Source organism: Streptomyces sp. NPDC086766 (genome assembly GCF_044746005.1).
In the GTDB taxonomy this organism is placed as follows: Bacteria; Actinomycetota; Actinomycetes; order Streptomycetales; family Streptomycetaceae; genus Streptomyces.
Genome location: NZ_JBIVBI010000001.1, coordinates 391,432 through 410,381, shown reverse-complemented (window position 1 = coordinate 410,381; position 18,950 = coordinate 391,432). Strand labels below are relative to the sequence as shown.

The following is an 18,950-nucleotide window of genomic DNA, read 5'->3' as shown; positions in this document are numbered from 1 at the left end:
GCTCCTGCGCCGTGACCAACTTCGACACGGCCGTGGGCTCGACCGTAGACACCTTCGGGCGACGGAAGCCTGTCAGAGTCCTCATAGCCCTGCGAATCAGTTGCCTGACCGACGAATCCACCAGCCTGGAGCGGCAGCTTGCGGACGCCCGCATACACATCGCCAAGAAGGCCGACCTGGGCCTCGACTGGGTCGAGGTCGGCGTAGCCCGAGACGCACATGTATCCGCCACGAAGCAGCATCCGCTCGACCGTGCCGAGCTTGGACACTGGCTCAAGGAGCGCGCTCCAGAATTCGATCTCATCCTGTTCTGGAAGCTGGACCGGTTCATCCGCAAGGTGACGGACATGCAGGACATGCTCAATTGGGCGGACGGTCACGGGAAGAAATCCTTCGCCTCGGTCACTGAGCCGATCTTCGACATGACCGGCCCTTTCCAGCATGGGGTCATCGCTCTCTTCTCCGCCCTCGCGGAAATGGAGGCCGACACCACGTCCATGCGCGTCAGGAACTTCCGAGAGAGCGTCCGCGAGCAGCAGCGCTGGCCAGGAGGCATGCCGGCCTACGGATTCGAGACCTACAAGGGAGAGGACGGCGCTGCCTACCTCCGCCAGAACCCGCACCAGGTGAACGTCATCCGGGACATCGCCGACCGACTCCTCACCACCGAGGACACTCCAGCGATCGTCGCTGACTACCTCAACGTCCGGAGGGAGCCGACGCCGCGAGGCACCCGTCCGTCCAAGCGCATCGTGGAATCGGGGCGCGAGTACAGGTGGACGGCGGCCGGCATCCGGAAAATGCTCAAGAGCGAAGCCCTTCTGGGCTGGAAGATGGAGAGCCGACAGGTCCCCGGCAAGAAGTACTACGAGACCGCCCCCGTCACCGACTCCGCCGGATACAAGGTCCGCATGGCTGAGCCGATTTTCACCGAGGAGGAGTGGAAGGCCCTCCAGGAACACCTCGGCGAACGCTCCTTCGCCGTCTCCTCACCCACGAACGTCACCCCATTCCTGGAAGTGATCCGCTGCGGGTACTGCAAGGGCAAGATGCGCCTGCACGTGTCGCGCCGAGAGACGAAGAACGGTCGCAAGGAGTACCCCAAGTTCCGATGCGTCAGCCCGCGCATGGTGGGTGAGAGGACTCGGTACGGGTGCGCGGACCAGGTGTCCTGGGGCCCCAGCAAGCTGCTCGCCACGTTTGAACAGCACTTGCTCGAGCAGTTCGGCGACACCGAGGTGGAAGAGCGCATCTATGCCGTAGGCGAGGACACCGAGACCCGCAGGCGGGAGATCGAGGAACTCGTGCCCGTCGTCATGGCCGACATGGCGCCGGGGCGGCGGTACGGGACAGCTCTGATGCGACCCGAGGCGGAGAAGCTGCTCGACGAGCTGAACGCCGAATACGCGGCCCTGACCAAGATGCCCTCCGGTGACCGGTGGGAGTACCGCGGTCTCGGGAAGACGTGGCGAGAGCTCTGGGAGACGACCGAGGTGCCCGAACTGGAGGATCTGATGCGCAAGAACGGCGTGCGGTTCCTCTGCTACACGGACTCCTTCGAGCTGCTCCTCCCCGAGCGTCTCAAGGTCTGAAGCACGCCCCTCCCCTGACAAAGAAAAGAGGGAAGGAGGCCGGGGAATGCCTGTTGGCGACGGCGGTCGTGGTAGGGCTTGTAGCTCGCCAGCGCCCCCGTTCTCGGCTCGCTGCCCGATGCCGGCCTCTGTGCCTCTGTAGCCCCTGCGCGGTCGGGTCGCGGGTGGTCGGGGCGGTCAGACGTCCGGGGCCGCCGGGACGACCCCCGCCACGACGGCGGCGCCGAGGGCGGCGTGGTCGTCGGCGGTCTGGGCGGCGTAGGACAGTGCGAACTCGGCCACGGCCTGGTCGAAGGTGTCGGTGGCGCCGAGGTACCCGGCGATGGCGATCCGGTCGCCGGAGCGGGCGTGGCCGCGGGCCAGGGCGGTGCCGCACAGCCGGGCGTAGCCCACCAGCTCGCCGGGGCTCATCCCGGCGACGTCGGCGGAGCCCTTCATGTCGCGCAGCTGGCGCCAGTAGAAGGCGCGGCCCTGCGGCCCGCTCATCCAGCCGAGGAAGATGTCGCCGGCCGCCTGCAGCAGCCGCTGCCCGGCGACCACCCGGTGGCCGGGGTGTACGTAGGCGCCGCTCGGCAGGTGCTCCTCGAGGATCGACTTCCGTGCCTCCTTGACCTGGAGGAACAGCGGATCGTCCGCGTCGCGTCCGGTGAGCAGCACGATGAAGCAGCGCAGGCCGACGCTGCCGACGCCGACGACCTTGCGGGCGGCGTCGACGAAGCGGTAGCGGTCGAGGAGGAGGCGCCGCTCCTCGGTGAGGGTGGAGCGGTAGTCGCTGAAGATCTTGCGCAGGGCGGCGGTGTCGGGGATGCCGGCCGGCTCGATGAGCGGCGGGTCGTGGACGATGCGCCGCTGCCCGTCGACGATCTCCGTGAGCTTCCCGAGGGCCTGCAGGCTGGTGCGGCGGCGGGCCCGGGTGAGGCTGGACTCGACGCGCCGGCGGCGCCGGGCGGAGCGGACCAGGGGCAGCAGGCTGTCGGCCTCGAGGCGCTCGTACCAGACGGCGAGTTCGCCGAGCCCGGCCAGCCGTCGCATGGAGGCGCGGTACGCGGCCACGGCCTCCAGGGCGGCCCGGCGGGCCTTGGCGTCGGGATGCCCGTTCTCGCGGGCGGCCACGGCCACGGACGCGGCGAGGCGTTTGACGTCCCATTCGAAGGGGCCGGGGAACGTCTCGTCGAAGTCGTTGAGGTCGAACAGCAGGGCCCGTTCCGGGGAGGCGTACAGGCCGAAGTTGAGCAGATGCGCGTCCCCGCACAGCTGTACGGTCAGCCCGGTGTTCGGCTGCGCGGCCAGGTCGGCGGCCATGACGGCGGCGGCGCCGCGCAGGAAGGCGAACGGCGAGGCGGCCATCCGCCCGTACCGCACCGGCAGCAGTTCGGGCAGCCGGTCGCGTCCCTGCCGTTCGAGTACGGCGACGGGGTCGGGGCGGTCCGCGGAGCGGATCCAGGCGGCGTGCGCGGAGCGCCGCATGCGCTGCCGGGCGGCCCGGCCGGCAGCGGCGCGCTCGGCGGGCGTGGCGTGCGCGGACGACGTGGCGGGTGTGACGAAGGTGGTCATGGGGCGGCCTGGGGAGGCGCGGCCGGTCCGCGGGCGAGGGCGGATACGAGGGGGAAGGCTGGGGCGGATGCGGAGGCCGGGGAGGATGCGCGGGCGGGGGCCGGGGCGGATGCGCGGACAGGGGCGCCGGCGGCGACGGATGCCGGCGTCTGCGTCCGCGTCGGTACCGGCGACCGCGCCTGCGTCCGTACCCGTGCTCCGGTCGCCGCCGCCGTCACGCCCACGGGCCGCCGTATGCCCTGTGCCTCCATCGCGCCTCCCGCTGCCGCTCCCGCCGGACGAAGTACGCCGCCCCCTGATCGCAGTGAAGGCGCGCGGCGGACGGACCGCATGCCGGATACGGCGAACGGGTGACAGGCGTGGACGGGACAGACAGGGCAGGACAGGGCGGAGGCGGGACGGGAGTGGCGGCCCGGGACGGGCAGGGACGGGAGGGGAGGAGGCCGGGACGGGAGGGGAGGAGGCCGGGACGGGCAGGCCCGGGACACCGCGGGACCCCGGGCGTGCGGCGCCCGCGGGCCGGGCGTCCGGCCGGCACGGGCCCCTTTGTCAGTGCCGTCCGCGAAGATGCGTCGGGAGGGCCGGAGCGGACGCGGACGGGTGGAGGTCGGGATGGGTGGCACGGGCGGCGTGGGTGCGGGGGCCCGCTACATCGGCGTGGCGGAGCGGCGGGCGCGGCTGGCGCTGCGGCACCGGCTGGTTCCCGGGGCGCGGGCGTCGGCGCCGGAGGAGGTGGCGGACGCCCTGGTGGCGCTGCACGGCACGGATCCGGCGACGGTGTTCCTGGGGGTGGGGGCCCGGCTGGCGGACCCGGTGAAGACGGTGCCGGAGACCGAGCGGGCGCTGTACGGGGACCGCACGCTGGTGCGCATGCACGGGATGCGGCACACCGTGTTCGTCCTCCCCGCCGGTCTGACCGCCGTCGTGCACGCGTCCACAGGGCTGGCGGTGGCGGCCCGCGAGCGCGCCTCCCTGCTCAAGGACATGGCGGCGGCCGGGGCTCCGGACGCGGACTGGCTGGCGGAGGTCGAGCGGTCGGCGCTGGCCGCGCTGGCCCGCCGCGGCCAGGCCACGGCCGCCGAACTCGCGCGCGACGAGCCGCGGCTGCGGGAGCAGTGGGTGTACGCGGCCGGGAAGAGCTACGAGGGCGTGCACACCGTCTCGACGCGGCTGCTGCGGGTGCTGGGCGTGGAGGGGAAGGTGGTGCGGGGCCGGCCGCTGGGCTCCTGGACCTCCGGCCAGTTCCGCTGGGCCGTGGCGCCCGAGCACCCCGGACTGGACACCGCCGAGGCGCAGGCGGAGCTGCTGCGCCGCTGGCTGACGGCCTGCGGCCCGGCGACCGAGGCGGACCTGAAGTGGTGGACGGGGTGGCGGGTGACCGAGGTCCGCAGGGCCCTGCGGGCGGTGGACGCGCGGGAGGTGACGGTGGACACGGGCACGGCGTACGTGGCCGACGGCGACGTCGATCCGGTCGCCGAGCCCTCGGAGCCGTGGGCGGCGCTGCTGCCGGGCCTGGACCCGACGGCGATGGGCTGGCAGCAGCGGGACTGGTACCTCGCACCGGAACTGCGCCCCGCCCTGTTCGACCGCAGCGGCAACGTCGGCCCCACGGTGTGGTGGAACGGCCGTGTCGTCGGCGCCTGGGCGCAGCGCCCCGACGGGGAGATCACCTGGCGGGTCCTCGACCCGCGGGCGAGGACCCGCCAGGCCGAGGCGGCCGTCCGTGCAGAGGCGCACCGCCTGCACTCCTGGCTGGCCCCCACCAGGGTGACCCCCCGCTTCCGCACCCCCCTGGAGAAGGAACTGGCCTCCGGCTGAAGGCTGTTGCGTCCGGAGCGGCCTATGGCAGTTGCTTCTTCTCCACGTAGTAGGAGTAGGCGAAGCCTCCGCCGTCCGAGCCGGTGACGTCGGCCGAGAAGCCGAGGGGTCCGCCCCTGGACACGGTGAGGCTCTGCTGAAAGACCGACTTGCCGCAGGTGTGTGCCGGGGCGGCCGATCGGACTTCCTTGCCGCCGGCCTCGAAGGTGAAGGAGACCTTGGCGCCACCGGTGCACACGAACGCGAAGGTCACACTCAGCACGCCTTTCGGCGTCGCGGCGAGCGTGTTGCCGATCCCCTGGCGCAGCCGCCCGAAGCCGTCCCCCAGGGACTCCCTACCGGGAAAGCTCTGCTCAAGAGCCGCCTTCTCCGCCTGTCCCGCGTCCGACGCCCCCGACGCCTGCGTCGCCGGCGACGAAGCGGGCCTGCTCGCACCGGAATGCGAGGCGGGCCCCCGCGCGGAACCCCCCGGCCCGCACGCCCCGACGAACATCACCGCGGTCAGCAGGAACAGCGAGGCGGACATTCTCGTTCCGTCGACGCGCCTCACGAGTTCTGCCGCCCGATCGACATGTCTCCCTTGCGCGGAGCCTTCACGACGATCGTCTTCGTCCTGACGTTGCACGGCGCCGCTATCCATGTCTTGACGGCGGTGAGCTTCCAGCCGACCTGTCCGAGGACGGCTCGATATCCCTTCGCGGTCGTGTTCGTGTCGGTGACCGTCTGCGTCCCCGTCCAGGTCCAGGAATTACTGATCTTCGTGTCGACCTTCACCTTGGCCTTCTCGACGATGATGCTCGCCTCTGCCTCGTATCCGGCCCCGATGTCCCAGGTGAAGGTGTGACTTCCCGTCACCGTCCAGGAGACCGTCTGACGCGGCAGGAGCCAGGTCGACTGAGGCTTCCTCAGGTCCGGGAGGAAGTACGGCGTTCCCTTGACCTTGTAGGTGGGCGGATCGTTCACCTCCGGGCAGGATGAACTCGCCTGGGGAGCCTTGGCATGGGACTTGTCCCCCACGAAAGAGAACTCGATCTCGCCGTCGGGCCCGACCGTTCTTCCACCGTTCAGAACAAGGTGAGCGCCGTCAGCCGGCACCGGTTCGTCATCTGCGGCGGCGGCACCCGCATTGGCTGCCGCCAGCAACAGGGTCGTGGCGGCCGTGAAAGGAATTGCGGTGCGCAGCGCGGCGCGGTTCATCTCTTCCCCGTTTCATCGGATCCGTCAGCCGGTTCCGTGGTCAGCGGAACCGCAGCACGCTCCCGCAGCGCTCCGGACTGCAACCGGTGCGGGATGTCGTGTTCGCGACATTCCTACAGTTCGGCGCGCCCTCGACGCAAGGGATCACGGGAAAGATCAGGAGAACCTCAAATTCCCCCGGAAGGGCGGGAGATCCCGGGCGATCGCGGCGCGGAGGGAATCCCCCTGACGGCCGAACGTTCCCGGGCGCCGGCCGATCGGACGGCGCCCGGGAGCGGGGCGGGAGTTCAGCGGTTGTAGCGGAGGAAGGCGCGGACCATGTGGCAGGTGGTGGCGGACGGGGGGTGCATGCCGAGGAGTTCGGCGGTGGTGCGGATCCTCTCGTCGGGGGCCTGGGCCGGAAGGTAGACGCCCGTGTCGAGCAGGGCTATGGCAAGGCGCATCGCCTTCAGGCGGCGGTTGTGCGACACGTACCACTCGCGGGGCCGTCCCGGCGGCAGCGGCCGCTTCGGCACGGGGGCGTAGGGCGAGTCGAGCAGGACGGGGCGCTTCGCGGTGGACTGGGTCGGCAACGGCTTCGGCTTCAGTGCGGCAGCGGGCACAGGCATCCTCCTGTCGCGGTCAGGGCGCCGGCCGGAACCCCCGGCGGCCACCCTCGAACACTGCTTCTATTCTACCGTCCACCACTGACAAAAGCCCCTGGCCACAAGGGCTTTCGGGGCCGCTGTGACACCGGTGGAAGACGGGTTCTGGCGTACCGTGTGCGGCATGGAGATCTGGATCAACCCCGCCTGTTCGAAGTGCCGCAGCGCGATCAGTCTGCTGGACGCCGAGGGTGCCGAGTACACCGTGCGCCGCTACCTGGAGGACGTACCGACCGAGGACGAGATCCGGGAGGTGCTCACCCGGCTCGGGCTCGAACCGTGGGACATCACCCGCACCCAGGAGGCCGCCGCGAAGGAGCTCGGCCTGAAGGACTGGCCGCGGGACGCGGGCGCGCGCGACCGGTGGGTGCGGGCGCTCGCCGAGCACCCGAAGCTGATCCAGCGTCCCATCATCACGGCCGACGACGGCACGGCCGTGGTGGCCCGCAGCGACGAGGCGGTCCGGGACGCTCTCGCGCGGGAGTGAGGGAGGAAGGGGGAGGGCGAGGCCCGCCGTGGCGGGTGCGTGCTGTGACGCAGGTTACGCCGGCGAATCCGGTAACCGCTGAGTAACGACGTTCGGTATCTCGTACATACCGGCGTACGCTCCCCTACCTCTTCAGGAGGCGCGCATGTCGCGCAGGAGAAAACTCGGCACGAAGAAGAAGGTCGCGCTGCTCGTGAGCGCCGCGGCGGTGGCGGGCGGCGGGGCCTTCGCCATGGCGGCCACCTCGAACGCGGCCCAGCCGCAGTCCCCCCGGACGCTGTCCGCGCCGGACTCGACCGTCTGCCAGGGCCTCGCCACCGCCCTCGGCAACAACCAGAAGTTCATCGACGGTCAGAAGGCCAACCCGGACGCGCAGTCGGCGGCCCGGATCGCCAACCGCGAGGCGGTCATCGAGCAGATCAAGGTCCAGCAGAAGGCTGCGGGCTGCACCGTTGGGGAGTCGGCTCAGGACTCCCAGGGGGCGCAGAACGGCCGGCAGGCGGGACAGCAGGGCGGCCGGCAGGCGGGACAGCAGGGTGGCCGGCAGGCAGGGCAGCAGGCCGGTCAGCAGGGCGGCGGCGCGCAGCAGACCGCGCAGCCCCCGCAGACCGCTCCCGCGGGAAACGGTGGCGGTGGCGCTGCGGCCTCCGGCCAGCAGGTCTGCAAGGGCTCCACCGTCACGCTCTCCGGGGAGGGCGGTGCCCCGGCGGCGTCCAGTAGCCAGTTCCCGGCGGGTACGACGCTGAAGGTCACCAACCTGGACAACAACAAGTCCACCACGGTGAAGGTCACGTCGGTCTCCGGCAGTTGCGTCCTGCTCAACAACGCGGCCTTCGAACAGGTCCGGGAACCCGGCAAGTTCCTGATCCGGCGCGCGGTGATCGAGAAGGTGGGGTGACGCTCAGCCCGACAGGAAACCGCTGAGGCGCCGCCCCAGCGCGGCGGGCGCGGCCTGCGGCAGCGCGTGGTGCGAGACGTCCGGCAGTACGACGGTCTCGGCCCTCGGCAGCACCGCGCGCGCCGCGACCGCCACCCGGGAGGTGTCGTGCGTCCTGCTGTTCCCGGCCAGGAGCAGCAGGACCGGCACCTCCAGACCCCGCAGTGCGTCCGGCTCCGGGCGCGGACCGGTCACCGGCTTCATTACGGAGGGGAAGCCGGCGGCCGCCTCCTGGAGCCGGATCCAGTCGGGGTCGAGCGCCGTTCCGCCGGTCTCCCACTCCAGGAAGGCGCGGACGCGGCGGGGCGAGGGCCGCAGCAGTACGGGCAGCGCGTGCAGCAGGTACGCCGCCCTGAATCCGGCGAAGCACCGGGTCGGATCGAGGAGGAACAGGCGGCGGACCCGGCCGGGTGCGCGCAGGGCGTAGTGCAGGGCGATCCAGCCGCCGTAGGAGTGGCCGCCCAGATCCACCGGTCCGGTCCCGAGGCCGTCGAGGAGCGCGTCCACCCAGACCACCAGGTCGGCGACCGTACGGGGGTGGCGGTCGCCGGCGGCGGCCGAGCGGCCCGGGGCGCCGAGGAGGTCGACGGCCAGCACCCGGTGCTCCCGGGCCAGTTCCGCGACCTGGGGGTACCAGCCGGCGGAGGTCGCTCCGCCCCCGCCGGGCAGCAGGAGCACCGGGGGTGCGCCCTGCGGTCCGCACACATTCACCCAGGTCTCCCCGAAGGGGGTGGGGACGGCGACGCCCTCGCGTCCGGCGGGCCACTTCGCCATGACCTTGTCGTACGCCGCGTGGAAACCGTCCATGTCGTACCCGTTCCGGCCGCCCATGGCATCCTCCCCTATTATCTCGCCCAGCGAGATGCTCGGTGAACGAGATGATAGCCGGAGGGAGACGGGGATGCGGACAGAAGGCCCCGAACTGGAGATCGTCCATCTGCTGCGGGCGACCACGGTGCAACTCGGCCTGCACAGCGCCCGGTTCGCGCAGCGCAACGGCATGCACCCCACCGACGTGCGCGCGCTGATCGCCTTGATGGACGACCGCCGGGCCGGTGAGGAGACGACGGCCGGGCGGCTCGGAGCCGCGCTCGGCCTCAACTCGGCGGGCACGACCGCGCTGCTCGACCGCATGGAGCGGGCCGGCCATGTGCGGCGGGTGCGCGGCGCGGACGACCGGCGCCGGGTGGTGGTCGAGGTGGACGAGCGGGCGGTCGCGCTCGGCCGGTCCTTCTTCGGGCCCCTGATCGACCGGACGACCGAACTCCTGCGGGGCTACGACGAGCGGGAACTGGCCGCGATCCGGGGCTTCCTGGCGGGAGTACGGGAAGCGGCGGCCGACGAGGGCTGACCCGCCCCCGCCCTCACACCGCGCCCCGCGCCACGGCACGAGCAGGTAACACGGGCTTCACGGCCGGGCAACGGGCGAGAAATCGCCCGTTGACAGGCTGCCCGGCGACAACCGCGGCGCCCCCGGTGCCGCAGCGCCGCAGCACCCGCACCTGCGCCCAGCGACACCCGAAGGATGTGGCCCGTGACCTTCAAGGCTGAGTACATCTGGATCGACGGCACCGAGCCGACGGCCAAGCTCCGTTCCAAGACGAAGATCCTGGGCGACGACGCCAAGGGTGCCGAGCTGCCGATCTGGGGCTTCGACGGGTCCTCCACCAACCAGGCCGAGGGGCACTCCTCGGACCGTGTGCTGAAGCCGGTCTTCTCCTGCCCGGACCCGATCCGCGGCGGTGACGACATCCTCGTCCTGTGCGAGGTCCTGGACATCGACTTCGCCCCGCACTCCTCCAACACGCGCGCCGCGCTGGCCGAGGCCGCGGAGAGGTTCGCCGCGCAGGAGCCGGTCTTCGGCATCGAGCAGGAGTACACCTTCTTCGACGGCTCGCGTCCGCTGGGCTTCCCCGAGGGCGGCTTCCCGGCTCCGCAGGGCGGCTACTACTGCGGAGTCGGAGCCGACGAGATCTTCGGCCGCGAGATCGTCGAGGCCCATCTGGACAACTGCCTGAAGGCGGGTCTGGGCATCTCCGGCATCAACGCCGAGGTCATGCCCGGCCAGTGGGAGTTCCAGGTCGGCCCGCTGTCCCCGCTGGAGGTCGCCGACCAGCTGTGGGTGGCCCGCTGGCTGCTCTACCGCACCGCCGAGGACTTCGGCGTCTCCGCCACCCTCGACCCCAAGCCGGTCAAGGGCGACTGGAACGGGGCGGGCGCGCACACCAACTTCTCCACCAGGGCGATGCGCGAAGGACCCGAGGGCTACGCCGCGATCATCACCGCGTGCGAGTCGCTCGGCGAGGGCTCCAAGCCGCTGGACCACGTCAAGAACTACGGCGCCGGCATCGACGACCGCCTGACGGGCCTGCACGAGACCGCGCCGTGGGACGAGTACTCCTACGGCGTCTCCGACCGGGGCGCCTCGGTCCGCATCCCCTGGCAGGTGGAGAAGGACGGCAAGGGCTACATCGAGGACCGCCGCCCGAACGCCAACGTCGACCCGTACGTGGTGACCCGGCTGCTCGTCGACACCTGCTGCGCCGCGCTGGAGAAGGCCGGCCGGGTCTGACCGCCGCCGCACGGCTCCCGAGGGGCGTCCACCGACGGGGTGGGCGCCCCTTGCCGCTCGCCGGGAGCGGCCGGGCGGCCGGGGAGGCGTCCACGTCGTGGAAGGAGGGTCCGACCGGGCGCGGTGTCTGCTTCAATGGGGGCATGGCCAGCCTGCAGAAGTGCACCGCGACGGGTCGCCATGACCTCGAGCCCTTCTGGCCCTCCCGTCAGCACCACGACTTCGACCGGGTGTGTTGCCGCGCGACGACCGCGCGGGCCCTCTGAAGCCGTACACCCCGGCCCTCGGCCAGCGCGGAACGACGTACGTCCCCCGGCGCGCCCGATCACGAACTCGCGGCCGTCGCCTCTCCCGACGCACCTCTCGCGCGAAAGAGCTGACCTCTCATGGCGACCACTCGTTCCGTCTCCCCCGCCCCCGCCGCCTCTCCCCGGACCTCGCGTCACCGGCTGCGCGCCGTCGACCGGGACGACGTGGCGGACGTCGCGGAGCTGCTGCCGGGCGCCACCTGGCTGCCCGCTCCGCCGCACACCGTGCCCGTCCTGCCGGGCCGGCCGCCGATGGTCGGCTACCTGGTGCTCGTCCCCGCGGACCAGCTGCCGCCGCTCCCGCCGGCGGCGGTGCCGGGCCGGGAGGAGACCGCCGGGCCCGCCGCCCCTCCCGGGGACGGCGACCCGCTCGTCCGCGTCGACACCGTGCGGCGCACCGCCGCGGTGGACGGCCGCGAACTCGACCTGACGTACCTGGAGTTCGAGCTGCTCGCCCACCTCGTCGCCCATCCCCACCGGGTGCACACCCGCGACCAGCTGGTGAGCACGGTCTGGGGCTACGGCCATGTGGGCGACGGCCGCACCGTCGACGTCCACATCGCCCGGCTGCGCCGCAAACTGGGCGCGGAGCACCGCGGGACGATCCGGACGGTGCGCCGCGTCGGCTACAAGTACGCCCCGCCGAAAGCGGATTGACCGTCGGGCGGCGGCCGTCTGACGGAGGCGGGTCGACCGTCGGGACGGCGGCCGTCTGCCGACGGCAGATTCCCGTTCCGTCCCCCGGCCGGGGCGGGCAGAGTCACCGGCATGAGACTTCTGGTGCTGGGTGGTACGGAGTTCGTGGGACGGGCCGTCGTCGAGGCGGCGGCCGGGCGCGGCTGGGACGTGACGGTCCTGAACCGGGGGCGGCACGCGCCCGTCCCCGGGGCGCGGCCGCTGGTCGGGGACCGCACCGCGCCCGGCGGGCTCGACGCCCTGGCCGGGGGCGAGTGGGACGCGGTCGTCGACACCTGGTCGGCCGCGCCCCGCGCCGTCCGGGACGCGGCGCGTCTGCTGCGCGGGCGCGTGGGGCGGTACGTGTACGTGTCGAGCTGCTCGGTCTACACCTGGGCCCCGCCCGCCGGGTACACCGAGGAGGCCGCCGTCGTCGAGGGCGCGGACGCCGGCGCGGAGCAGACCGACTACGCCCGGGACAAGCGGGGCGGCGAGCTGGCGGCGGTGGAGTCCTTCGGCGCGGACCGCTCCCTGCTGGTGCGCTGCGGGCTGATCCTCGGGCCGTACGAGAACATCGGCCGCCTGCCCTGGTGGCTGAACCGGATCGCGCGGGGCGGTCCCGTGCTCGCGCCCGGCCCACGCGAACTGCCGCTGCAGTACGTCGACGTCCGCGACCTCGCCGACTGGATCCTCGGCGCGGTGGAGCGGGAGCTGAGCGGGCCGTACAACCTCCTGAGCCCGCGGGGGCACGCCACCATGGGCTCCCTGCTGGACGCGTGCGTGGCGGCCACCGGCGCTGATGCGGAGCTGCGCTGGACCGCCCCGGAGACCGTCCTCGGCGCGGGCATCGAGCCGTGGACCCAGCTGCCGGTGTGGGTGCCGCCGGACAGCGAAGGCCACGACGCGCTGCACGGCGCCGATGTCTCGCGGGCCCTCGCGACGGGCCTGCGCTGCCGCCCCGTCACCGAGACCGCGGCCGACACCTGGCACTGGCTGCGCGCCATCGGCGGCACCGCCCCGCGGCGCCCGGACCGGCCGCCGGTCGGACTGGACCCCGAGGTGGAGGCGAAGGTGCTGGACGCGTCCGGCGAGGTCACCGCAACTGCTGGTTCACAAAGGGCAGTTGAGAGTGACGAGTTCATCGATTCCCCGAGGAATTCCCGCGACGGCTGAACACCCCGGGGACGCTTTCCGTATGGAAGGGAGCCGCTTCACTCCTGTCGGGCGCCTCGATGCTGCCCCGCAAGGAAGTCAGAGGAGTTCCATGGGACGCAACACACGAAAACGCCGTACGCCGCTGGCCACGAAGGCCATTGCCGCATCGGCGGCCCTAGCGCTCGGTGGGGGCGGGCTGATCTGGGCGAACTTCTACGCATCCGCTCACGAGTCGAACAACGGCGGGTGGCAGAACCAGACGAAGGCCGCCTCCGCGCAGGTCGCGACGATCTCGTGCCCGGACGTGGGCCAGAAGCTGACCGACGTGCCGAACCAGGCCCGTACCGAGGTCGACGGCGAGCTGGCCACCCTGGACCGCCAGATCACCGACGCCTACCAGCGTCTGGCGACCACGCGGGACGCGCAGACGAGGGACGCGAGTTTCGTCCAGAACTCCATTCTGCAGCCGCTGAAGGACCGCCGGCAGGCGATCATCGACCGGATCCAGCTGGAGATCAACCGGATCGGCGGCCGCGCGCCCGACAGCCTGGACACCCTCGCGGGGTGCACGGGCACGCCCGCGAACCAGACCACGGGCGGCCAGCAGCAAGGCGGCCAACAGCAGGGTGGCCAGCAGCAGGGCGGCCAGCAGCAAGGCGGTCAACAGCAGGGCGGCCAGCAGCAAGGCGGTCAACAGCAGGGCGGTCAGCAGCAGAACAACGGCGGTCAGGCCGGCAACGGCCCCAACGCCGCCGACTTCGTCGACATCACGAAGGTGCAGCCGAACGTCCAGGCGAAGCCGCAGAAGACCGGCAACGCCTCGAACGGCGTCTTCATCACCCGCTGCGGGGTGAACGCCAACAAGAACCACAACACCGACAACGTCATCGTGGCGCCCGGCGTGAAGAACGGCGCGCACCACCTGCACGACTACGTCGGCAACCAGTCGAACGACGCCTTCGCCGACAACAACAAGTTCGCGGCGGCGCAGACGAGCTGCCAGAACCAGCAGGACAAGTCGTCGTACTACTGGCCGGTGCTGCGGGTGCAGGACGGCACGCAGGACTTCGACCAGAACAACGACGGCGGCGGCAAGGAAGGCAACGTCGGCAAGATCCTGGTGGCCAGGCAGGCCCAGATCAAGTTCGTCGGCAGCCCGACGAGCAAGGTCGTGGCGATGCCGCAGTTCCTGCGCATCATCACCGGTGACGCCAAGACCACCACCAACGGCCTGGCGAACGCCAACGCGCACTGGAGCTGCACCGGCTTCGAGAACAAGGTGCAGCTGACGACGCAGTACCCGATCTGCCCGCAGGGCAGCAACGTGGTCCGCACGTTCGCCTTCCAGAGCTGCTGGGACGGCCAGAACATCGACAGCGCCAACCACCGTACGCACGTGGCCTTCGCCGACGCCGGCGGCAACTGCCAGAACGGCTTCAAGGCGATCCCGCAGCTGACGATGCGCCTGGTCTACAGCGTTCCGCCGCCGGTGGTCCAGAACGGCCAGGTGAAGAACGCCTACGCGGTGGACGGCTTCCCGGAGCAGCTCCACAAGGCGGCCACCGACCACGACGACTTCATCAACGTGATGTCCCCGAACCTGATGAACAAGGTCGTCAACTGCATCAACAACGGTCAGCGGTGCGCGTGACGCGCTGACCCGGTGACCCACTGAGGAGGGCCGGTGGCGGGATTCCCGCCACCGGCCCTCGGCGTGTGCGCCCCGCGGTCAGCTCCCGTGACCGGTGCCGCCGTCGCCGCCGTGGGCGCCGTGGGCGCCGTGGTCGGCGCCCCTCTCCACGCTCCCGCCGAGCGTGCCGCGCAGCGCGGTGACCACGCCGTCGTCGCCGACCGCGACCCACTTGCGGCCGACGAGGTAGTAACCGCCGTAGTCCTTGGCCTCGTTGATCCACTCCCGCTGGCCCCGGTCGGTGGAGAAGGTGGCGAGGACGAACTTGCCGTCCGAGGTGACGCAGATCGCCTGCCGGATGGTGTCGGCGTCGGTCTGCATGTCCGGCTTGCACTTGACCTCGGCGGCCAGGCTCTCCAGGCTGCCGGTCGCCGTCGGCGGCACCGTCGCGGCCGCGTCGCCTCCGGATCCGCAGCCCGCCAGCACCAGTACCGCGGCCACGGCGGCCCCCGCGAGCATCGGTCGGGTCACCCTCATCTGTTCCTCCGGTCGGTTCCGGCGTCCGTCACCTGCGGCACGAGGCAGAACATGCCGCACAGAGCCCCGGCGCGGGGGCCCGCCCATCGATACGGCCGCAACGCGCACCGCGCTCAGATCCGCCGCGACCCGGGTCATCCGAGGAACGGGTGTGCGAGAGTGTGCCGGTGAACCAGGACTGGGAAGAACGTGTGGCCGCCGCCTGGGCCGGCCTGGATGCCCGCACCGAGGACGAGGGCGCCGCGTTCCGCGCGGTGATCGACGGGCTCGTCGCCGAGCTGCCCGACGGCAGCCCCCTCGGCCCGTTCGAACGGGCCTGCGCCTTCGACTCGACCGGCCACTCGGACCGGGCGGTGCCGCTCTACCGGGAGGCACTGGCGCGCGGGCTTGACGGCTACCGGGGCCGGCGAGCCCGGATCCAACTGGCCAGCTCGCTGCGGAACATCGGCCGGGCCGACGAGGGGGTGGCGCTGCTCACCCCCGAACTCGACGGTCCTGCGGACGAGTTGGACGACGCCGTACGGGCCTGCCTGGCCCTGTGCCTGTCCAGCCTCGGGCGCGACCGCGAGGGCCTGTCGCTCGTCCTCGGCGCCCTCGCGCCCCATCTCCCCCGCTACCAGCGCTCGATGGCGAACTACGCCCGGATGCTGGTGGAACCCGCCCCGCGGGGCGACGCCCGCACTCCCTGAGCGCGGACGCCGGTGACCATCCGACGATTCGCTCGTTCTGCTGAACGTGCAGTCACAGGATGTCGCCCCGCGTCCCTCGTCCGCCTCCGGCCCGGCCGTCGACGTCGAGCAGGCCGAGGCCGCGCTCGTCGAGCACTACCCGCGGCTGGTCCGGCTCGCCTATCTGGTGCTGCCGCCCGGCCTCGGCCGGAAGCGGCGCGTCCTGACCGCGCACGCCCTCACCCAGCGCGCGCTGCCGCGCGGCCGGTCCTCGGGGTCCGTGATCCCGGCCCAGTCGGCGGGCCGGGGCACCGACCCGGGCTACGCCTTCGTCCGCCTGCGGGTCGTCCGTTCGGCGCTGGAGGCGGGTCTTCCGCCGAGGCGGAGGATGTGGCCGAAGCGCGCCCAGCTGCCGCCGCTGCTGCCCCAGGTGTGGGGGCTGCGGCTGTTCCCGCGCTCGGGCGGCGCCGACGAGCTCGCCCTGGACCAGCGGCTGGCGTCCCTGTCCGCCCCGGCCCGGGCCGCCTATGTGCTGCGCGGGCTGGAGCGGCTGCCGGACGGGGCGGTGCGGGAGCTGCTGACGGCCTCGGGCGTGTCCGACGCCGCCGGCGCGCTGCGCCAGGCCGACCGGGTCCCCGCGCAGTACCCGCTGCTCGACTCCCCCGAGTTCGACGCCTGTTCCCTGCAGGCCCGGCCCACCGACCTGGTGCGGCGCCGGCAGCACACCCGGGCCGCCCTCGCCGCGGCCGCCGCGCTCGCCGTGTGCGGCGCGCTGGTCGCGCTGCCCGGCGACGGCTGGGGCCCCGACGGCGCGGCCGCCCCGGCCTACGCGCGCAACCCGTCGGCGGAGGCGGCCCTCGACCCGGCCAGGCTGACCAGGATCGCCCCCACGGCGTGGCGGACCTCCGCGCGCACCGACTTCTCCGTGTGGCCCGCGCGCGGCGACGGCACCGGCGACACCGCGCTGCTGCGCCGGGCGCTCGCGGTGTGGGCCCGTCCCGGCGAGGGGGTACGCGTCTCGGCCACTCCCGGCACCCCCTCCGGCGGCCCCGCCGGGCCCCCGCAACTGCTGTACGCGGGGGACGTGGACGCCGCGCGCGTGGTGATCCTCTACGACGGCCTGCGCATCGTCCGCTACGCCGAGCCGAGGGAGTCCACCACCGGGGCCGCGCTGGACTTCGCCCGGGTCGACGGCGCCACCGGCGCGGAGGCCGCCGCCGTGGTCCTCGGCCGCGCCGACGGCAACGTCCGCTATCTGACCGCGCCCTGGGTGCGGGAGGCGGCCGGGCGGGACCTGCTGAAGCCCGCCGTGCCCGCCGCCCCCCTCGCCCTGACGAACGGCGTCACGGCCCCGCTGGCCGGGCCCGCCCAGCAGACGGGCGCCTGCACCTCGTGGCCCGCGCTCCAGCTGACCGACGCCTCCGGTACGCATCTGCTGAGCGATCTCGGCGAGCTGGTGCCGGCCCGGCTCACCACGGGCCGCCCCGGCACCCCGCACGAGGTGTCCGGTCCGGCCGGACTGCACGCCTGGGCGCCCTTCGCCTGCTCCCTGGGTGCCGTCCGCGCGCAGGGCGTGCGCACGGTGAACGCGTGGCAGTACGCCGTACAGCCGCTGCCCGACGCGAGCGGCTCGGCCACCTGGGTGTGCACCCGTGCCGAGACCTGGCGCGGCGACGGGACCCGGGCGATGGCCCAGTTCCGCACCCCGGGCGGGGCGTACGGAGCGGTCGCGGCGAAGGCGGAGGACGTGCCGGCGTGCGGCGCCCGCGACCCGCACGTGCTGGCCGGGGTGCTGTGGAAGTCGGCGGCGGGCACCTGGTACCTGCTCGCGGCGGGTGGCGCGGACACCGCGTCGATCAGCACGACCGGCGGGGTCCGCGCCGCCTCGCAGGGCAACCTGCTCGCCGTGCGCACCCGGCAGGGCACGCAGGCGGGTCTGCGGGGGACGCTGGAGGACGGCAGGACGGTCGACGCCCTGCGCTGACGCCCCCGTTCCCCGGCATGTGACGGAGGCACGTGAACATCGCGTTCGGGTTCGGTCCGTTCGAGGCCGGATTCGATCGGTAAGGTGTTCGCATGACTACCGGGGTTCGCCGCAGAATGGGAGTGGATGAGCGGCGGCAGCAGTTGATCGGCGTCGCCCTCGAACTGTTCAGCCGCCGCTCGCCCGATGATGTCTCCATCGACGAGATAGCGGCCGCCGCGGGCATCTCGCGCCCGCTGGTGTACCACTACTTCCCCGGCAAACTCAGCCTGTACGAGGCCGCGTTGAAGCGCGCCTCGGAGGATCTGGCGGGCCGGTTCGTGGAGCCGCGCGAGGGCCCGCTCGGCGCCCGGCTGCTGCGCGTGATGCGCCGGTTCTTCGACTTCGTGGAGGAGCACGGACCCGGTTTCGCGGCCCTGATGCGCGGCGGACCGGCGGTCGGCTCGTCGACGACGAACGCGCTCGTCGACTCCGTACGCCAGGCCGCCTATGACCAGATCCTTTCGCATCTGGACGTCACCGATCCGCCGCCGCGGCTGGAACTCGTCGTCCGCTCGTGGATCTCGCTGGCCGAGTCGACCGCGCTGATCTGGCTGGACGGGCGGCGCATCCCGCGGGCCGAGCTGGAGGCGCAGCTGGTGCACGACTTCGGCGCGCTCGCGGCGGTCAGCGCCGCCTACGACGAGGAGATGGGCGCGGTGGTGCGCCGGATGCTCGCGGACGAGCCGGCCGACGGCCCGTTCGGCGATCTGGTCACCCGGCTGATCGCCCTCGCGTCCTGACGGCCCGGCCCTCGCCTCAGCCCTCGTGCTCGGACTTCCGGTACGACGGGTCGAGGTCGCGCACCTCGGCGGAGGCGTGGAGCGCCGTCCCGGGGACGGGCTTCAGGTACTGGCGCAGCAGCTCCAGCGTGGTCTCGGCGAGCCGGGCCTTGGTCTCCTCCGTGCGCCCGGCCAGCAGCCCGATGCCGACGTGCACGATCGCGTGCCCCTCGTGGTCGGGACCGACCACGGTGTCCTCGGTCGGGCGGAACTGCGTCTTGCAGGCCGGCGGCCGGGCGGCCGCGATCTCGACCGCGGCGGCGTGCAGCGCCCGCGCGAACCCGGGCCGGTCGAAGGCGCCGGCGAGCCCGCCGGAGTAGTCGACGGTGATCTGCGGCATGGGAACTCCTGTCGTCTTGCTGCGGCGTCGC

General features: G+C 72.6%; 19 protein-coding genes. 12 read left to right on the top strand and 7 right to left on the bottom strand.

The window, feature by feature from the left end; translation table 11 throughout:
• Positions 1–11 precede the first annotated feature (11 nt).
• Positions 12–1,592: a recombinase family protein gene (locus tag ACIPM1_RS01835; RefSeq protein ID WP_402427548.1), complete on the top strand. Its 1,581-nt coding sequence runs from the start codon at positions 12–14 to the stop codon at positions 1,590–1,592.
• A gap of 177 nt (positions 1,593–1,769) precedes the next feature.
• Here ACIPM1_RS01835 and ACIPM1_RS01830 read toward each other — a convergent pair whose 3' ends face one another.
• Positions 1,770–3,146, bottom strand: coding sequence for a DUF2252 domain-containing protein (locus ACIPM1_RS01830; protein WP_402427545.1), 1,377 nt, complete (start codon positions 3,144–3,146; stop codon positions 1,770–1,772).
• A gap of 612 nt (positions 3,147–3,758) precedes the next feature.
• Here ACIPM1_RS01830 and ACIPM1_RS01825 point away from each other — a divergent pair.
• A complete protein-coding gene (locus ACIPM1_RS01825; protein WP_402427542.1) occupies positions 3,759–4,964 on the top strand; it encodes a winged helix DNA-binding domain-containing protein in 1,206 nt (401 codons plus the stop codon).
• A gap of 22 nt (positions 4,965–4,986) precedes the next feature.
• Here the strand turns inward: ACIPM1_RS01825 and ACIPM1_RS01820 are convergent, their stop codons facing one another.
• The 3 genes from ACIPM1_RS01820 to ACIPM1_RS01810 form a co-directional block, all read right to left on the bottom strand.
• A complete protein-coding gene (locus ACIPM1_RS01820) occupies positions 4,987–5,490 on the bottom strand; it encodes a hypothetical protein (protein ID WP_402427539.1) in 504 nt (167 codons plus the stop codon).
• 20 nt (positions 5,491–5,510) lie between these two features.
• Positions 5,511–6,161 carry a hypothetical protein gene (locus ACIPM1_RS01815; RefSeq protein ID WP_402427536.1) on the bottom strand — a complete coding sequence of 217 codons (651 nt, stop codon included), beginning with the start codon at positions 6,159–6,161 and terminating at the stop codon, positions 5,511–5,513.
• A 287-nt stretch (positions 6,162–6,448) separates the two neighbouring features.
• Complete coding sequence (locus ACIPM1_RS01810; RefSeq protein WP_356188333.1) at positions 6,449–6,763, bottom strand: hypothetical protein; 315 nt, start codon at positions 6,761–6,763, stop codon at positions 6,449–6,451.
• A 166-nt stretch (positions 6,764–6,929) separates the two neighbouring features.
• On the opposite strand from ACIPM1_RS01810, the gene ACIPM1_RS01805 reads away from it, so the two are divergent.
• Both ACIPM1_RS01805 and ACIPM1_RS01800 read left to right on the top strand, forming a co-directional pair.
• Entirely contained in the window at positions 6,930–7,292 is a 363-nt protein-coding gene (locus ACIPM1_RS01805) for an arsenate reductase family protein (protein WP_402427533.1), read from the top strand.
• 145 nt (positions 7,293–7,437) lie between these two features.
• The gene (locus ACIPM1_RS01800; protein WP_402427530.1) at positions 7,438–8,190 is read left to right on the top strand and encodes a hypothetical protein; all 753 of its coding nucleotides are present in this window, start codon (positions 7,438–7,440) and stop codon (positions 8,188–8,190) included.
• A gap of 3 nt (positions 8,191–8,193) precedes the next feature.
• Here the strand turns inward: ACIPM1_RS01800 and ACIPM1_RS01795 are convergent, their stop codons facing one another.
• A complete protein-coding gene (locus ACIPM1_RS01795; RefSeq protein ID WP_402427527.1) occupies positions 8,194–9,060 on the bottom strand; it encodes an alpha/beta fold hydrolase in 867 nt (288 codons plus the stop codon).
• A gap of 70 nt (positions 9,061–9,130) precedes the next feature.
• On the opposite strand from ACIPM1_RS01795, the gene ACIPM1_RS01790 reads away from it, so the two are divergent.
• From ACIPM1_RS01790 to ACIPM1_RS01770, 5 genes are all read left to right on the top strand, one after another.
• Entirely contained in the window at positions 9,131–9,580 is a 450-nt protein-coding gene (locus ACIPM1_RS01790) for a MarR family transcriptional regulator (protein ID WP_356188341.1), read from the top strand.
• A 183-nt stretch (positions 9,581–9,763) separates the two neighbouring features.
• Positions 9,764–10,801 carry a glutamine synthetase gene (glnII, locus tag ACIPM1_RS01785; RefSeq protein WP_356188343.1) on the top strand — a complete coding sequence of 346 codons (1,038 nt, stop codon included), beginning with the start codon at positions 9,764–9,766 and terminating at the stop codon, positions 10,799–10,801.
• A gap of 386 nt (positions 10,802–11,187) precedes the next feature.
• On the top strand, positions 11,188–11,766 hold the full coding sequence (locus tag ACIPM1_RS01780) for a winged helix-turn-helix domain-containing protein (protein ID WP_402427523.1): 579 nt from the start codon (positions 11,188–11,190) through the stop codon (positions 11,764–11,766).
• Between the two features lie 111 nt (positions 11,767–11,877).
• Positions 11,878–12,957: an SDR family oxidoreductase gene (locus ACIPM1_RS01775; protein ID WP_402427520.1), complete on the top strand. Its 1,080-nt coding sequence runs from the start codon at positions 11,878–11,880 to the stop codon at positions 12,955–12,957.
• A 91-nt stretch (positions 12,958–13,048) separates the two neighbouring features.
• Positions 13,049–14,590, top strand: a complete 1,542-nt coding sequence (locus ACIPM1_RS01770) for a DUF1996 domain-containing protein (protein WP_402427517.1) — start codon at positions 13,049–13,051, stop codon at positions 14,588–14,590.
• 78 nt (positions 14,591–14,668) lie between these two features.
• Here the strand turns inward: ACIPM1_RS01770 and ACIPM1_RS01765 are convergent, their stop codons facing one another.
• On the bottom strand, positions 14,669–15,106 hold the full coding sequence (locus tag ACIPM1_RS01765) for a hypothetical protein (RefSeq protein ID WP_402427514.1): 438 nt from the start codon (positions 15,104–15,106) through the stop codon (positions 14,669–14,671).
• A gap of 167 nt (positions 15,107–15,273) precedes the next feature.
• On the opposite strand from ACIPM1_RS01765, the gene ACIPM1_RS01760 reads away from it, so the two are divergent.
• The 3 genes from ACIPM1_RS01760 (at position 15,274) to ACIPM1_RS01750 (ending at position 18,540) form a co-directional block, all read left to right on the top strand.
• The gene (locus tag ACIPM1_RS01760; RefSeq protein ID WP_402427511.1) at positions 15,274–15,795 is read left to right on the top strand and encodes a tetratricopeptide repeat protein; all 522 of its coding nucleotides are present in this window, start codon (positions 15,274–15,276) and stop codon (positions 15,793–15,795) included.
• Between the two features lie 46 nt (positions 15,796–15,841).
• Positions 15,842–17,758 (top strand): hypothetical protein, encoded by a 1,917-nt coding sequence (locus tag ACIPM1_RS01755; RefSeq protein WP_402427508.1) that lies wholly within the window; start codon positions 15,842–15,844, stop codon positions 17,756–17,758.
• A gap of 92 nt (positions 17,759–17,850) precedes the next feature.
• Positions 17,851–18,540: a TetR/AcrR family transcriptional regulator gene (locus tag ACIPM1_RS01750; RefSeq protein ID WP_402427505.1), complete on the top strand. Its 690-nt coding sequence runs from the start codon at positions 17,851–17,853 to the stop codon at positions 18,538–18,540.
• A 16-nt stretch (positions 18,541–18,556) separates the two neighbouring features.
• On the opposite strand, the gene ACIPM1_RS01745 is transcribed toward ACIPM1_RS01750, so the two are convergent.
• The gene (locus ACIPM1_RS01745) at positions 18,557–18,919 is read right to left on the bottom strand and encodes a 5-carboxymethyl-2-hydroxymuconate Delta-isomerase (protein ID WP_402427502.1); all 363 of its coding nucleotides are present in this window, start codon (positions 18,917–18,919) and stop codon (positions 18,557–18,559) included.
• Positions 18,920–18,950: the final 31 nt, after the last annotated feature.

Excerpts from the sequence above, each read along its gene's own strand:
- ACIPM1_RS01830 (WP_402427545.1), bottom strand. The coding sequence starts at position 3,146 with ATGACCACCTTCGTCACACCCGCCACGTCGTCCGCGCACGCCACGCCC.
- ACIPM1_RS01775 (WP_402427520.1), top strand. The coding sequence starts at position 11,878 with ATGAGACTTCTGGTGCTGGGTGGTACGGAGTTCGTGGGACGGGCCGTC.
- ACIPM1_RS01765 (WP_402427514.1), bottom strand. The coding sequence starts at position 15,106 with ATGAGGGTGACCCGACCGATGCTCGCGGGGGCCGCCGTGGCCGCGGTA.
- ACIPM1_RS01770 (WP_402427517.1), top strand. The coding sequence starts at position 13,049 with ATGGGACGCAACACACGAAAACGCCGTACGCCGCTGGCCACGAAGGCC.
- ACIPM1_RS01825 (WP_402427542.1), top strand. The coding sequence starts at position 3,759 with ATGGGTGGCACGGGCGGCGTGGGTGCGGGGGCCCGCTACATCGGCGTG.
- ACIPM1_RS01745 (WP_402427502.1), bottom strand. The coding sequence starts at position 18,919 with ATGCCGCAGATCACCGTCGACTACTCCGGCGGGCTCGCCGGCGCCTTC.
- ACIPM1_RS01750 (WP_402427505.1), top strand. The coding sequence starts at position 17,851 with ATGACTACCGGGGTTCGCCGCAGAATGGGAGTGGATGAGCGGCGGCAG.
- ACIPM1_RS01815 (WP_402427536.1), bottom strand. The coding sequence starts at position 6,161 with ATGAACCGCGCCGCGCTGCGCACCGCAATTCCTTTCACGGCCGCCACG.
- ACIPM1_RS01795 (WP_402427527.1), bottom strand. The coding sequence starts at position 9,060 with ATGGGCGGCCGGAACGGGTACGACATGGACGGTTTCCACGCGGCGTAC.
- ACIPM1_RS01820 (WP_402427539.1), bottom strand. The coding sequence starts at position 5,490 with ATGTCCGCCTCGCTGTTCCTGCTGACCGCGGTGATGTTCGTCGGGGCG.
- ACIPM1_RS01800 (WP_402427530.1), top strand. The coding sequence starts at position 7,438 with ATGTCGCGCAGGAGAAAACTCGGCACGAAGAAGAAGGTCGCGCTGCTC.
- ACIPM1_RS01780 (WP_402427523.1), top strand. The coding sequence starts at position 11,188 with ATGGCGACCACTCGTTCCGTCTCCCCCGCCCCCGCCGCCTCTCCCCGG.
- ACIPM1_RS01790 (WP_356188341.1), top strand. The coding sequence starts at position 9,131 with ATGCGGACAGAAGGCCCCGAACTGGAGATCGTCCATCTGCTGCGGGCG.
- ACIPM1_RS01805 (WP_402427533.1), top strand. The coding sequence starts at position 6,930 with ATGGAGATCTGGATCAACCCCGCCTGTTCGAAGTGCCGCAGCGCGATC.